The following is a 13,125-nucleotide window of genomic DNA, read 5'->3' as shown; positions in this document are numbered from 1 at the left end:
TTTCCCCACGCCGAAGAGTGTGTCACCATCATCTGACAAGGCATGAAGTCAGATGATGGGATGTGAGCATGACCGTTTCCTCCACCGAACAACCAGGATCGCCGTCGCCGCTCAAGGCTCGGCGAATACGCTTCTCGTATCCCGATGGCGCCCAGCGCCAGCACTTCGCCGACGGACAACTGGTCGCAAGCCACATGTTCGCCGTGCTGTCGGGGCTGTTCCCCGAAGGTGAGGACTTCTTCATCCGTTCCGTGCGCGCCCATCGCGGCGAGATCACGGACCCGGCAATGATGCAGGCCGTCAAGGGATTCATCGCCCAGGAAGCCACACACCGCCAGCAACACAAGATCCTCAACGAGCGCTTGCAGGAGATGGGGTATCCCACCGCCCGCCTGGATCGCCACCTCAAGCATCTGTTCGGTCTTTGGGAGAAGGTGCTTCCAGAGAAGATGTGCTTGGCAGCCACGGCGGCGGCCGAGCACTACACGGGCATGCTCGCCGAGATCGTGCTCAACAGCGACGAGATGCAGGACATGTTGGGGGACTCCGACATCCGTTCGCTTCTGCTGTGGCACGCGTTTGAGGAGTGCGAGCACAAGGCCGTCGCTTTCGACGTGTTCCGAGCGATCGGAGGCACCGAGCGAATGCGGAAGGCCGGCATGGTGCTCATCCAGGCAACATTCCTGCCCGAGGTCATAATCCAGACTGCGCGGTCGCTGGCATTCGACCGCGCGGCGTACAACCCGGTTAGGCTGGTGCGCAGCGTGAGGGCACTGCGCCGGTCGCCGCTGTTCGACCGCGCCGCCATGTACCGCTATGGCTCTTACTACCGCAACGACTTCCACCCCGACGACTGGGACACCACTGACCTCCTCGCCGAATGGAGCAAGAAACTCTTCGACGCCGACGGTGCGCAACGCGCCTGACCGTCGGGCAAGGAAAAGTTCGAGCATTGCTTCAAGCCGCAAAGTGGTGGACTCGGCGAGGAGGGAAAGTGGCCGCCGCCCGGATCACCCCTCATTGCCGCTGGGCGTCGGGCGACCTAGTTATCGGCGAGGGCGAGGGCGTCACCGGTAGTAGATCTCGAGTGACTCGAACAGGTTGCCCTTGACGATGAAGACATCCACTGCGTGGCGTATCTCGCCCGTAGGACTGACTGCCTTGAACTGGACGATGACCGCGTTGCCGTCGACGAATTGTCTTTCGACCTCGTGGGCCGAGGGACCGGGCAGCCACAGTTCTCGGTAGAAGTCTGCGATTTGATCGGTGCCTTCGTAGAGCCGACCCTTCTGTGACAGCGTCGCCGTCGGTTCGAACAAGGCGATGAGGCCGGCGAGGTCGGCATTGTTCACTGCGTCGATGTACTTCTCCGTGAGAGTTTCCATGCCGCCATCCAACATCGCCCGCCGCTCTCGTGGGTCGCGTATCGCTGAGTGAGATCGCGGCCGTCGTGCCGTGGTCCCTACAATCGAGCTGCTCCCGCAGCGAGAGGATTGCCGGTGAAGATGCGTGGATGTCTACTCGTCGTGATCATGTGCGTGGGCGCGCTGCTGAGTCCGGCCACCGCTACGGCACAGAGCGTGACGACCCTGAGCGTGCTGCGCGGGTTGACGCCCGTCGCCACGCTGATCGACACCGACGCGGGCCGGGCCGCACTCGCGGCCAACTTCAGGGTCACGGGGTCGATTCAGAACGGGACGGCGGGTCAGCCGACCCTGCTGCCGTTCGCCGATCAGCAGCAGCAGGCGCTGCGCGACGCCTTCATCACCGACGGCAACGCCTACCAGCTCGCCGACGGCCTGGGAACGAAGCTCGGCGGCGCGTACCAGAGCTTGACGTCCTACACCCGCGACGCCGACGGCAACGAGGACTTCACCAACGTCTCGCCGGCCGTCGCCGACCTGATCGCCTTCGCGTCGAACACCACCGAGGCCGACTCCAATGCGGGGAAGTACTTCTTCGCCAACGCGACGACCGATGGAAAGCAGCCGGTTTCGGCCGAGGCGCTGGCGATCCTGCAGAACGCGGGCGGAGTCACCGACGTCTTCGGCAAGGCCTACGACCTCCCGGCGGGCAGTGAGGGCGCTGACGCCTACGGCGACTCCCGCCCGTTCCAGACCGAACCGAACCTGCTGACCTACGGCGGTACCGACTTCTTCGGGGTCCCATCCGACAGTTCGTCGTGGTTGCGGGGGCCGGAGCAGAACCTCGTCAACAGCCCGTCCTACCCCAGCGGCCACACGACGTACGGGTACACCGAGTCACTGGTGCTTGCCCTCCTGGTCCCCGACCGCTACCCGGAGATGGTGGCCCGCGCCGCCGAATACGGCAACAATCGCGTCATCATCGGCGCGCACTACGCCATGGACGTGCTCGGCGGACGGACGCTGGCCACCTACGACATCGCGCATCTGCTGGCGAACACGCCGGAATACGTCGGCGTCGAACGGGAGGGGGTGCGCATCGACGACTTCCGCCAGGCGCTGACTGCGGCGCGGACCGAGCTGACCGGCGCGCTCGCCAGTGCGTGCGGGAGCACCGTGGCGGTGTGCGCCAGGGACGATCAGAGCCGTTTCGCGCGGCCCGCAGACAATGCCCGGTTCTACGACAGCACCCAAACCTACGGCCTGCCAACAGTATTCGGCGGTGCGGCAACCGCCGCCGTGGACGTCGGCAAGGTGGCGCCCGAGGCCGGATACCTGCTCACCTCCGCCTATCCCTACCTCTCGCTCGACCAGGCCAACGCCATCCTGACGGCGACCCTGGGCCCGGGCGGCGGCTTCCTCGACGACGGCAGCGCCTTCGGCGTGTACTCACGCCTCGACCTCCATCGCGCGGCGCAAGAAGCCATCGCGGCGGCGCCGAGGTAGGTGGCAGCGCCGTCCGCCTCGGTGGAGGCTCGTGTGTGATCCGGTCAGGCGTCGGCGATGGAGCGTTCGCGGACCGCCTCGATGTGCGCTCGCATCGCAGCCTCGGCGGCCGGCGGATCGCCGGCTTCGATCGCGGCGAGCACCCGGGCGTGCTCGGCGACTGCCAATTCCGTGTCGAGCGGACCGCGTCGCACGTTTTGTCGCATCCGTTGCACCGATGCTCCGAGCCCGCCGACCATCCTGCGCAGATATCCGTTGCCGCAGTGGTCGAGGATCGTCTGGTGAAAGCCCCAGTCCGCGTTGAAGTAGGGCATCAGCGTGACGGGCAGCTGGTTGCGGTCCCGCGTCACGCCGTCCCATTCGCGTACGGCCCAGGCCGCGTCTTCATGGGTGCGGTGCGCTGCGCGCAGCTGGGGAAGCAGGTCCGGTTCCTTCAGCCGCGCCGCCCACCTGGCCGCAACGGTCTCGACGATGAGGCGGGCATCGGCCAGCTCGGCGGCCTGCTGGGCGTTCATCGGCGGTGCCACCTGGTAGCCGCGGCGCGCCACTCGCTGCACCAGCCCGGTCGCTTCGATCTCGACCAAGGCCTCCCGAACTGGCGTTTGCGACACATTGAGATCGCGGGCGAGCTGGTCGATGCTGACCGATGTCCCGGCGGCGAGCCGCCCGTCCATGAGCATGGCGAGTACCGCGTCACGCACGTCGTCGCGCATGGCGCGGCGCAGGGCGCCGGTCGTCGGACTCAAGGGCACCTCCATGTGTCGAATCCTCGCATGCGGCCGGGCAACTCGTTGGTGCCGCGTCGCGGTTGTCTTCAGACATCGAGCAGCGCATGGGCGGTGAGTTCATCGAGCACCAGATCCGTGACGGCTCCGGCACGAAGCGCCGCCGCAACGGCAATGCTCTTGGTCCGGCCGCTGACGACCAGCATGCGGGTGCGTATGCGGCGAAACTCCGCCAGGGGCATTCCGGTGCTTCGCTCGTTGACCGCCAGGCCGTCGGAACTCCCGTCTTCGCGCATGAACACCGTGCCGATGTCACCGACCACGCCCTGCCTGCGCAGCTCTTGCAGGTCTACCGCGTCGAGGTAGCCGGTCCGGTACAGGTGGCCGGGAGCCTCGCCGTCCAGCGCTCCCACCGAGAACACCGCCACGTCGGCGCTACGACGTAGGGCCAGAACGCGCTGGATGGACCGCTCCTCCCACATGGCCTCGCGGGTGGCCGCCGAATCGAACAGGGCGGGAGCCGGGAAGTGATGGGTCGATGCCGAGAACGCTTGCGCGAACCTGTCGAGCAGCTGACTGGCGTTGAGGACGCCGGATGCGACGGTGTTTCCCGAACCGTTGAGTTGCACGACGCGGGCACCGCGGACCGGGCTGACGAGCAGGTGCCTGGATACGGCCTCGACCGTGCTGCCCCACGCCACCGCCACCGTCGTATCGGTGCCGACCACGGCGATGAGCCGCTGCGCCGCCTGTCGGGCAACCAGATCGAGTCGGGCTGCATCCCGACCGTCGTCGTCGTCGGGGACGTCGGCCACCACGGCGCGAACCCCAAAACGCTGACCGAGTCGGGCCGCCAGTAGTGACGACCGGTCCGCGCTGCGATGCATGACGAATTCGACGACGCCATGCTGGCGCGCCTTGGCGAGCATCCGCGACACCGTCGATCGGGAGAGGTGCAGTCGCTTGCCGACGTCCTCCACTTTCAAGCCCCGTAGGTAGTAGAGCTCAGCTGCGTCTGCCACTCGCAGTCGGTCGTCGTCGGCCAACCCGTTCTGGTCTTCGGCATCCTCGTCAGTGACCGAACCGGCATGTTCGTCGTGAAGCATATTCCCAAATTAGACCTACAAGACCGTTCAAACGAGCCATTTACGAGAAAAAACATCGCTCAAACGGCCTTGACGTGCACGTGGGATATAGCAATAGAGTCGACGTGAGTTGTTACCCAGGTCACTATCAGAGAGACGTCGAGCGCAATGGGGGGAGTTGTCGAAGCCCTGTCGACGCTTCACTCGGCCGCATCGAGACCCTCTAGGGGAAGGAACCACACATGACATCGCACGCCTTTCCACCTGAACGCACTGCCGTAGTCACCGGTGCCGGCTCGGCCCGTGGCATCGGCCGGACCACGGTGCGCCGACTGGCGGCGGCCGGCTGGCACGTCGCTGCGCTCGACGTCGACGAAGCAGCGGTCGTCGACTTCGCACGGGAGGTCGACGGGGAGTCGCGGACAACGGTCACCGGCTACGGCGTCGACATCGTGGACCCCGAGTCGGTGGACCGCGCGTTCACCGCGATCGAGGCCGAACTGCCACCGGTCGTCGGGCTGGCCCACGGCGCAGGCGTGGCCTCACCCACTCCGTTCCTCGAGCTGACCCTCGACGAGTGGAACCGGGTGCTCGACATCAACAGCACCGGCACCTTCGTGGTCAACCAGCGTGCGATTCGCGGCATGGTGGCGCGCGGAGTGGGGCGGGTGGTCAACCTGTCATCGGCCTCGGCCCAACTCGGCGGCGGCACGTACAGCAAGGTGCCGTATTCGGCGTCCAAGGCCTCGGTAATCGGCTTCAGTCGTGCCGTGGCGCGCGAGGTGGGCGTGTTCGGCGTCACCGTGAACGTCGTGAGCCCCGGCCCGATCGACACCGACATCATGGGCGGCGCACTCACCGACGAGCGGAAGGCCGAGATGGTCAAGGGGCTGCTCGTCGACCGCGTGGGCCGCACCGAGGACATCGCCGCAACGATCGAGTTCCTGCTGTCCGAGGACGCCGGCTTCATCACGGCGGCCGTCTACAACGTCAACGGCGGCCTCGTCGTCAACTGACCACCGTCAACCATCTGCGTTCTCGCACAAAGGAGTGTCATGGTTCCACAACCCCAGGCGCGCAGTGAAACTCGCCGCGAGCACGACGGCAAGAAGGTAAAGAACCTGCGGTACTGGATGCTCGGCTGGCTGTTGCTGGCCGGCATCCTCAACTACATGGACCGCTCGTCGGTCTCGATTGCCGCCCCCCACATGATTGCGGAACTCGGCCTGACGAAGACCGACATCGGGCTGATGGGCGCGGTCTTCTCGTGGACCTACGCGGTCTGCCAGCTGCCCGCCGGCTACCTCATCGACAAGCTGGGCGCGCGCAGGATGTACTTCGCGGCGGTCGGCATCTGGTCGCTCGCCACGGCGCTGATGTCCATCGGTCACACGATGACGCACTTCCTCCTCTTCCGGTTCCTGCTCGGCGTCGGTGAGTCGCCCAACTCGCCGAACTGCAGCAAGATCACCACCGCTTGGTTTCCGCGTGAGGAGCGGGGCCAGGCCGCGGGCATCTGGGACTCGGGATCCAAGTGGGGTTCGGCGATCGCGCCGCCCGTTCTCACGGTGCTGACCCTGGCACTGGGATGGCGCGCGATGTTCCTGATCATCGGACTCGTGGGACTCATTCTGGCCGTGGCATTCTGGGCCTGGTACCGGGCTCCGGAGGACTCCAAACGGCTGAGCGACGAGGAATATCGGCACATCGTGGCGGGACGCGATGACACCACCCAGCCCAAGGCGCACCTGCCGTGGATCAAGTTCTTCTCCTACACCCAGACCTGGGGCATGATGCTCGGGTTCTTCACCTCGATCTGGATCTGGAACATCTTCATCACCTTCCTGCCACTGTTCCTGCAGGACACCCTCGGTGTCTCGATCGCCAAGACCGGCTGGGTCGCGGCGATCCCGTACCTGGCCGCGGCGATAACGGGCATCTACGCGGGTCGGCTCACCGTCACGCTGGTGCGCCGACGGGGGATGACCGCATTCGGATCGAAGAAGGCGATCCTGATCGGTGGGTCCATCGGCGTCGGGATCCTGGTGTGCATCGTGCCTTTCGTGCACAACCTCGCGTGGGCGATCGTGGTGCTCTGTGCCGCACTGGGTCTCATCGCCGCGGTGCAGGCCCAATCCTGGGCGCTCACCAGCGACATCGTGCCCGACACCCACGCCGCCCAGTTCGGCGGCATCATGAACTTCGGCGGGTACTTCGGTGGTGCACTCGCACCGGTGCTGACCGGCGTGATCGTCGACCGGACCGGGTCGTACACGCCGTCGTTCCTGCTGGCCGGGGGGATCGCCATCCTCGGCGCCTGCTTCTACGGGTTCATGGTGCGTCGTCCCCTGTCCGTGCCGACCGCAGCCGACGCCTGACCCGCCGACTTCGCCAGAGGAGCGCCACATGCGCAGTGACAGCAGCAACGAGTACGTCGTCGGGCTCACCGCCGACGGCGCCGACGCCACCGGTGCCACGATGTTCGGTGACATCGGCCTGCACCGGCTCGAGGAGGCGGGCATCTCATGGGTCCTGCTCCCCGACATCCCCGGACACGGACCGGCGGATCCGGCCGCGCTGGCCGGTGTCGACGCGGTGATCTCGTTCGGCCACATCCCCTTCGACGCCGAACTGGTGCGGGCGGCGCCTCGGCTGCGACACGTGGCGAGGTTCGGCGCAGGTTACGACGGAATCGACCCGGTCGCTCTGGCCCGTGAGGGCGTGGTCCTCACCAATACCCCTGCAGCGGTGCGCAAGCCGCTCGCACTGTCGGGCCTGACGTTGCTCCTGGCGTGCGCGCACCGGTTGATCGCGAACCACCGCGTCACGGTCGGCGGACGGTGGGCCTCCGAACGTGGCGCCCACCGGGGCATCGGTGTCGACGGGCGGACAGTGGGTATCCTCGGCTTCGGCTCCGTCGGGTCCGAACTCGCGCAGATGCTGGCACCGTTGGGTGTCACGGTGATCGCCAACACCCGCTCGGGCCGCTCTGCACGGGCGGCGGAACTCGGCATCGAGGTCGTCGACCGCCACACGCTGGCTGCGCGGTCGGACTTCGTCGTGGTGGCCGCCGCGCTCACCCCCGAGAACCGCGGCATGCTCGACGAAGCGTTCTTCGCCGCGATGAAACCGAGCGCCTACTTCATCAACATCGCCCGTGGCGGACTGGTGAACCAGCCCGCGCTCGCCGCGGCGCTGGACGCGGGCGTCATCGCGGGCGCGGCGCTCGACGTCTACGAGCCGGAACCGCCTGCGCCGGACGACCCATTGTTCGCGATGGACAACGTGATCTGCACGCCACATGCGCTCTGCTGGACGGCAGACTTCACCAGGGACGTCTCCGCCTCGGTGATCGACGCAGTCATCACCGTGTCGCGCAATCAGATTCCCGCAACCGCACTCGGTCGCGAGGCCCTCGATGAGTCCACGTGGCGGGGCGCCGGGGGACCTGGCGGCGACTGACTGCGGTTGTGGCGACGTTTCCCGGCGGAACGTGCCGGCTCAGAGCAGCGTGTCCGCGGCGATGACTGAGGCGGAGATCGCCGCGGGGAACCCCGCGTAGAAGGCGAGGTGCGTTATCAAAGCGGATATCTCGTCGGTGGTGAGTCCGTTGTCGATCCCGCGCCGCAGGTGCGCCCGTAGTTCGTCGGGTCGGTAGAGCGCGATCAGTGCACTCAGTGTGGCGATGCTGCGGTCGCGGGCGCTGAGTCGTTCGTCGGACCAGATCTTGTCGTACAGGGGGGAATCGACGAGATCGGCCAGCTCTGGCGTGAATCGTCGTGCGGCGCCGCGCGGTGATGAGCCGATGTCGGTCACGAGTGCTCCTTCGATGACGTTGTGCGCGTACGGATACGGACCCGAGCGAATCGGCGGCGGCGGCGCGGGTCGATCAGTCGCCACCTTCGGCGTGGTGGATCTGGGCTGAGACGTCGTCGCCGACGAGATCGGCCTGCAGGAACGCCCCGGACGTCGGCAGGCGCAGATGTAGCTCGGAGGCGGTGCTGATCGCGATCTGCCCGGAGTCCAGGGTGAAGTCGAGGACGTGACCGCCACTGGTGCGTGCGGCGTCGAGGAAGTGCAGGTGGTAGCCGGCCACCGAGATGCCCTGTTCGAACTCCGGTGTGCGGAAACCGACGAGAACACCGTCGACGTGGTCGAACGTCTTCTCGGCCTGCCCGTCGCTGGCCTCGGTCAGCGGCGGATAGGGCGGTGTCTGGGCTGTGACGGTGCGGGTGCGGACGGCCGAGAGCGCACCGGTGACCCGAATCGCGTGAATCAGGTTGTGACTCTCGACCGTTCGATCGATCAGCGCGAGCACGTCAGCCCGGCTGGTGGGGACGTCGACGGAAAGGGTTGTGCTGGGAGTGAAGTGGGTGACCGCCGCGAACGGCGAGCGGTCGGTACCGTTCGCCACGGTGGCGCTGCCGTCGGCGCGCAGGTGGTAGCACACGCCGTCGAGGACGACCATCTCGCCGTCGAGGCGGTTGAAGGTGCCCAGGCCGAAGTCGCCGTGGCTCAACAATTCCTCGATGGTGATGTTGCCGTCGTACACGCCGTCCAGCAGCGCACTCATGGTCGAGGACTGGAACACCTCGGCGCTGCGCGGGTCGTCGGCGACCGTCGCGCCGTGGTGGGCGAGCATCTTGTGCGCCCACGTGGCGAACTGGTCGAGGGTGCCGTGTCGTGACGTCATGGGGTGGCCGTCACTCGAAGCTGTCGTCGTGCAGGTGCGCGGCGAGGTCGGTGTTCCTGCTGTAGTCGACGGGGACGTCGATCACCGACGGTCCGTCTTCGCCGAGGGCCTGCGCCAGCGTGGAGGTGAACTCCTCGAGGGAGTCGACGCGGTATCCGCGAGCACCGAAAGCTGCCGCGTAGTGGGTGATGTCGTAGTCGCCCAGTTGCACGCCCGACTTGCGGCCGTACTTGAGGACCTCCTGGAATCCGACCATGTCGTAGGTGTTGTCGCGCAGGATGACGTGCGTGAGGTTGAGTCCCAGTCGTGCCGCGGTCTCGAGTTCTTGCGCGGAGAAGAGGAACCCGCCGTCTCCGGAGATCGACACGATGTGCGTGCCGGGTCGCACCATCGCGGCAGCCATGGCCCAGGGCAGCGCGACGCCGAGGGTCTGCTGGCCGTTGGAGAACAGCAGCCGCCGGGGTTCGTAGACCCGGAAGTGCCGGGCCATGTAGATGTACACCGAGCCGACGTCGCAGGCGATGGTGGCGTCGTCGTCGAGGTGTTCCCGCAGCGCCAGCACGACGGCGGTGGGGTTGAGTCCCGTTGCGGTGACGGGGATCGCACGTTCGGTGGTGTCGATGTCGGCAAGCGCCTGGCGCTGGCGGGCGATGTCGTCGACGTAGGTGTCGGCGAGTTCGATCCCGGACAGCAGCCGGGTGAGTTCGACCAGCGTGTCGGCGATGTTGCCGCGCAGTTCGCTGACGGGCTGGTAGTGGTTGTCGATGCCGGCAGGCAGGGAGTCGATGTGGACGACGGTGCGGGTCGGATCGTCGTTCCACAGGCCCGGGTCGTACTCGACGGCGTCATAGCCGACCGTGATCAGGACGTCGGCCTGGGCGACGAGGACGTCACCGGGTTGATTGCGGAACAACCCGACGCGTCCCAGGTAGTGCGACTCGAGGTCCCGCGAGATGACGCCGGCGCCCTGGAACGTCTCGACGACGGGAAGTTCGGTGGCGGACACCAGGTCGCGCAACGCCTTGCAGCTGTCGGGTGCCGCACCTCGGACGCCGACCAGGAGGACGGGCCGCTTCGCCGCCGTGATGACGTCCGCCGCCGCGCGGATGGCAGCGACGGGCGCACCCGCCAATGCGGGTACCGGGTGTCGCGTGGTGATGGCCGCCGCAGTGGGGGCACTGAGCACGTCCGCGGGGAGCACCAGCGCGGCGGCGCCCTGCGGTTCGGTGAGCGCGGCGCGGAAGGCACCGACGGTGGCTTCGGCGGCGTTGTCGGCGTCGTTGACCTCGCCGGTGTGCTTGGTGACCGTCGTGAGGAACGCGGCGGCATCCATCGACTGGTGGGTGCGCTTGAGGCGGTCCGCCCGACCCACGGCACCGCACAGGGCGACGACGGGGTCTTGCTCGGTGTTGGCGGTGAGCAGCCCGGTGGCCAGGTTGGTGGTGCCAGGACCGGAGGTGACCAGCACGACACCGGGTGTACCGGTCAGTCGGCCGATGGCACCGGCCATGAACGCGGCGTTCTGTTCGTGGCGGCAGACGATCAGTTCAGGGCCGCCGTCCACCAGGGCGTCGTAGACGGCGTCGATCTTGGCACCCGGCACGCCGAACACGTAGGGCACCTCGTAGGCGGTGAGCACGTCGACGATGCGCTGGGCGCTGCGGGTGGAGCCGTCGCTGGTCATGTGTGGCCCTTCGGCGTGTGAGTTCGAGGTGTCGGATGGAGTCGGGACGTGGAGCGCGCGCTGTCACCGGACATGTCGGGTAGCCAACCCCCACAGCCTCGCGCAGGGGGTGTCGGTGGGTCCAATTGGTTCTTGGCGACGGCTCCATAGGTGCGGCCTATGAACCGTGAATACATTGCGGTGCAACGTGATCTACCATTCACCGTTCGACGGCGTGGCCGCATCAGCTGAGTGTGAGGTCTGCTGATAGTGCCTCGTCGACGTTCATCGCGGCGTTCCAGAGTGCGAGGAACGCGCGCAGTGGCGCTGACGCGGGGATGTCGTTGCGCCAGATCAGCATCTTCTCGAAGTCGATTTGGGGGGTGATCTGCCGGATGGTGAGGCCGGATCCGATGAGCGCGGGATCGCAGCGAGCACTCAGAGCCACTCCGAGTCCTTGCTGGGCGAAGCTGACCTGCAGGCGCACGTCGTTGGCCGCGCAACTGACCAGGACTTCGGTGTCCGCCGCCGATGCGACACGGTCGATACTGGCCCGCAACGCGCTGGTGCGCGGGTAGGTGATGATCGGGTGTTGGGCCAGCTGACACAGTTCGAGTGGGTCGGTGTCGCCGAGCGGATACGCGGTCGGATCGAAAGCCGCGACGATCTGGTCGACGAACAGCCGTGAGGTGCTGATGGACGCCGGCAACGGATCCGGGGGCCGGGCGATCACCGCCGCATGCAGTTGGTTCTGCAGAACCATGTCCAGCAGCGGCTTGCTGGGTGCTTCGGAGACGACGACGTCGATGCCAGGATGCTTCTGCCGAAGCTCACCGAGCAACACCGGGGTCGTGGTGTGTTCGACCCCGCCGCCGGTCCCGATCCGGAACTCGCCGCGCAGCAGGCCGGCACGTGCGGAGAACTCTGCCTTGGCGTCGTCGGCGGCCTGGATGCATCGTCGGGCGTAGGGCAGCAGGACCTGGCCGGCGTCGGTGAGCGCGGTGGTGCGCTGGGTGCGGTCGAACAGTGCTTCGCCGAGCTCGCGCTCGAGCCCCTGAATCTGCGCGCTGATCGAGGGTTGAGTGATGAAGCACCTCTGGGCGGCTCGGGTGAACGAGCCCTCGTCGGCCACCGCGACGAAGTACTCCAGGGTTCTCAACTCCATGACCGACACGATGCCCGATGTTCATGGCTAGCGGCTACTCATACGGCAAACATTCCTGGTCGTCGCCCACGCGCGATGCGTCGCGCGGTTTGCCGAGGCGTCAGCCGAGGGCGCCGACGACCTCGCGGATCACATCGACGACCACGGCAGGCTGAGACAGCATCACCAGATTGGAGGAGTCGACTTCGCGGATCGCGGCACCGGCACGCTCGTAGCCGAAGCGCTGAACCTGCGGGAGGATTCCGCGGTCGGCGGTGCACAGGACCGCCCAGGTCGGGCGAGCCCGCCAGGCCGCCGTCGTGGCCGGCTCGGCGAACGCAGCGGCGGCCACGGGCCGCTGTGACACGGCGAGCACCGATGCAACCCCGGGATCGACGTCGGCGGCCAGCACCGAGGCGAACTCCGAGGGATCCACCGACACATCCATCCCGCCGGCGGAGTGCTCGGTGGCCGGGAAGGGTGTCTGGATCAGTGCGTCGGGAAGGTCGGAGTCCGGGAACCGGCCTTGGAGCTGCGCGATGCTTTCGCCCTCGGCCAACGCGTACCCGGCGAGGTAGAGCAGCGCCACGACGTTGGGCGCGGTGCCGGCTTCGGTGATGACCGCTCCACCATATGAATGGCCGACCAACAACACCGATCCCGCGATCGTCTCCACGAAGGCACGAACCAACGCAGCGTCTCCGATCAGGCTGCGGTTCGGTACGGCGACGGCTACCACGGGGATGCCCGAGTCCAGAAGCCCCTTCGTGACCGGCTGGTAGGACGAGGCATCGGTGAAGGCTCCGTGCACGAGAACCACGGTCGGGGTGGGCATCACGGGCACGCTCCGATGAACGACGAGTGAACGCTCACAGCGTGACGGGCCAATTCGTCAGCGTCCAATCGTGTTTGGCGATGCGGTCATAGGTACAGCCGATCCAGGTC

13 protein-coding genes are annotated in these 13,125 nt (G+C 66.9%); 5 read left to right on the top strand and 8 right to left on the bottom strand.

From position 1 onward, the window contains the following. The first annotated feature begins 68 nt into the window (after window positions 1–68). A complete protein-coding gene (locus G6N64_RS05820) occupies window positions 69–926 on the top strand; it encodes a metal-dependent hydrolase (protein WP_163796021.1) in 858 nt (285 codons plus the stop codon). Window positions 927–1,067: 141 nt separating this feature from the next. Here G6N64_RS05820 and G6N64_RS05815 read toward each other — a convergent pair whose 3' ends face one another. Continuing rightward, a complete protein-coding gene (locus G6N64_RS05815) occupies window positions 1,068–1,385 on the bottom strand; it encodes a nuclear transport factor 2 family protein (protein ID WP_163796020.1) in 318 nt (105 codons plus the stop codon). Between the two features lie 120 nt (window positions 1,386–1,505). On the opposite strand from G6N64_RS05815, the gene G6N64_RS05810 reads away from it, so the two are divergent. Next, window positions 1,506–2,870 (top strand): phosphatase PAP2 family protein, encoded by a 1,365-nt coding sequence (locus tag G6N64_RS05810; RefSeq protein ID WP_163801464.1) that lies wholly within the window; start codon window positions 1,506–1,508, stop codon window positions 2,868–2,870. Window positions 2,871–2,914: 44 nt separating this feature from the next. Here G6N64_RS05810 and G6N64_RS05805 read toward each other — a convergent pair whose 3' ends face one another. Both G6N64_RS05805 and G6N64_RS05800 read right to left on the bottom strand, forming a co-directional pair. Beyond that, on the bottom strand, window positions 2,915–3,628 hold the full coding sequence (locus G6N64_RS05805) for a GntR family transcriptional regulator (RefSeq protein WP_246230970.1): 714 nt from the start codon (window positions 3,626–3,628) through the stop codon (window positions 2,915–2,917). A 56-nt stretch (window positions 3,629–3,684) separates the two neighbouring features. Continuing rightward, window positions 3,685–4,701, bottom strand: a complete 1,017-nt coding sequence (locus G6N64_RS05800) for a sugar-binding transcriptional regulator (protein ID WP_163796019.1) — start codon at window positions 4,699–4,701, stop codon at window positions 3,685–3,687. 221 nt (window positions 4,702–4,922) lie between these two features. On the opposite strand from G6N64_RS05800, the gene G6N64_RS05795 reads away from it, so the two are divergent. Genes G6N64_RS05795 through G6N64_RS05785 form a run of 3 tightly spaced genes read left to right on the top strand, consistent with a single transcriptional unit; the run spans window position 4,923 to window position 8,142 of the window. Next, entirely contained in the window at window positions 4,923–5,696 is a 774-nt protein-coding gene (locus tag G6N64_RS05795; protein WP_163796018.1) for an SDR family NAD(P)-dependent oxidoreductase, read from the top strand. A 39-nt stretch (window positions 5,697–5,735) separates the two neighbouring features. Next, window positions 5,736–7,058: an MFS transporter gene (locus G6N64_RS05790; protein WP_163796017.1), complete on the top strand. Its 1,323-nt coding sequence runs from the start codon at window positions 5,736–5,738 to the stop codon at window positions 7,056–7,058. A 28-nt stretch (window positions 7,059–7,086) separates the two neighbouring features. After that, window positions 7,087–8,142: an NAD(P)-dependent oxidoreductase gene (locus G6N64_RS05785; protein WP_163796016.1), complete on the top strand. Its 1,056-nt coding sequence runs from the start codon at window positions 7,087–7,089 to the stop codon at window positions 8,140–8,142. Window positions 8,143–8,181: 39 nt separating this feature from the next. Here the strand turns inward: G6N64_RS05785 and G6N64_RS05780 are convergent, their stop codons facing one another. From G6N64_RS05780 to G6N64_RS05760, 5 genes are all read right to left on the bottom strand, one after another. Beyond that, window positions 8,182–8,496, bottom strand: a complete 315-nt coding sequence (locus tag G6N64_RS05780; protein WP_163796015.1) for a carboxymuconolactone decarboxylase family protein — start codon at window positions 8,494–8,496, stop codon at window positions 8,182–8,184. Between the two features lie 73 nt (window positions 8,497–8,569). Then, on the bottom strand, window positions 8,570–9,373 hold the full coding sequence (gene budA / locus G6N64_RS05775) for an acetolactate decarboxylase (protein WP_409370745.1): 804 nt from the start codon (window positions 9,371–9,373) through the stop codon (window positions 8,570–8,572). 10 nt (window positions 9,374–9,383) lie between these two features. Then, window positions 9,384–11,057, bottom strand: coding sequence for an acetolactate synthase AlsS (gene alsS / locus G6N64_RS05770; protein WP_163796014.1), 1,674 nt, complete (start codon window positions 11,055–11,057; stop codon window positions 9,384–9,386). A gap of 223 nt (window positions 11,058–11,280) precedes the next feature. Next, on the bottom strand, window positions 11,281–12,201 hold the full coding sequence (locus G6N64_RS05765; protein WP_163796013.1) for a LysR family transcriptional regulator: 921 nt from the start codon (window positions 12,199–12,201) through the stop codon (window positions 11,281–11,283). Between the two features lie 100 nt (window positions 12,202–12,301). Further along, entirely contained in the window at window positions 12,302–13,015 is a 714-nt protein-coding gene (locus tag G6N64_RS05760) for an alpha/beta hydrolase (RefSeq protein WP_163796012.1), read from the bottom strand. Window positions 13,016–13,125 lie beyond the last annotated feature (110 nt).

The sequence above is a fragment of the Mycolicibacterium sediminis genome, assembly GCF_010731735.1.
GTDB classification, from domain to species: Bacteria; Actinomycetota; Actinomycetes; order Mycobacteriales; family Mycobacteriaceae; genus Mycobacterium; species Mycobacterium sediminis.
This window is presented reverse-complemented; position numbering and strand designations above follow the sequence as displayed.

Excerpts from the sequence above, each read along its gene's own strand:
- G6N64_RS05765 (WP_163796013.1), bottom strand. The coding sequence starts at position 12,201 with ATGGAGTTGAGAACCCTGGAGTACTTCGTCGCGGTGGCCGACGAGGGC.
- G6N64_RS05795 (WP_163796018.1), top strand. The coding sequence starts at position 4,923 with ATGACATCGCACGCCTTTCCACCTGAACGCACTGCCGTAGTCACCGGT.
- G6N64_RS05815 (WP_163796020.1), bottom strand. The coding sequence starts at position 1,385 with ATGGAAACTCTCACGGAGAAGTACATCGACGCAGTGAACAATGCCGAC.
- G6N64_RS05760 (WP_163796012.1), bottom strand. The coding sequence starts at position 13,015 with ATGCCCACCCCGACCGTGGTTCTCGTGCACGGAGCCTTCACCGATGCC.
- G6N64_RS05800 (WP_163796019.1), bottom strand. The coding sequence starts at position 4,701 with ATGCTTCACGACGAACATGCCGGTTCGGTCACTGACGAGGATGCCGAA.
- G6N64_RS05810 (WP_163801464.1), top strand. The coding sequence starts at position 1,506 with ATGCGTGGATGTCTACTCGTCGTGATCATGTGCGTGGGCGCGCTGCTG.
- alsS (WP_163796014.1), bottom strand. The coding sequence starts at position 11,057 with ATGACCAGCGACGGCTCCACCCGCAGCGCCCAGCGCATCGTCGACGTG.
- G6N64_RS05790 (WP_163796017.1), top strand. The coding sequence starts at position 5,736 with ATGGTTCCACAACCCCAGGCGCGCAGTGAAACTCGCCGCGAGCACGAC.
- G6N64_RS05785 (WP_163796016.1), top strand. The coding sequence starts at position 7,087 with ATGCGCAGTGACAGCAGCAACGAGTACGTCGTCGGGCTCACCGCCGAC.
- G6N64_RS05820 (WP_163796021.1), top strand. The coding sequence starts at position 69 with ATGACCGTTTCCTCCACCGAACAACCAGGATCGCCGTCGCCGCTCAAG.
- G6N64_RS05805 (WP_246230970.1), bottom strand. The coding sequence starts at position 3,628 with ATGGAGGTGCCCTTGAGTCCGACGACCGGCGCCCTGCGCCGCGCCATG.
- budA (WP_409370745.1), bottom strand. The coding sequence starts at position 9,373 with ATGACGTCACGACACGGCACCCTCGACCAGTTCGCCACGTGGGCGCAC.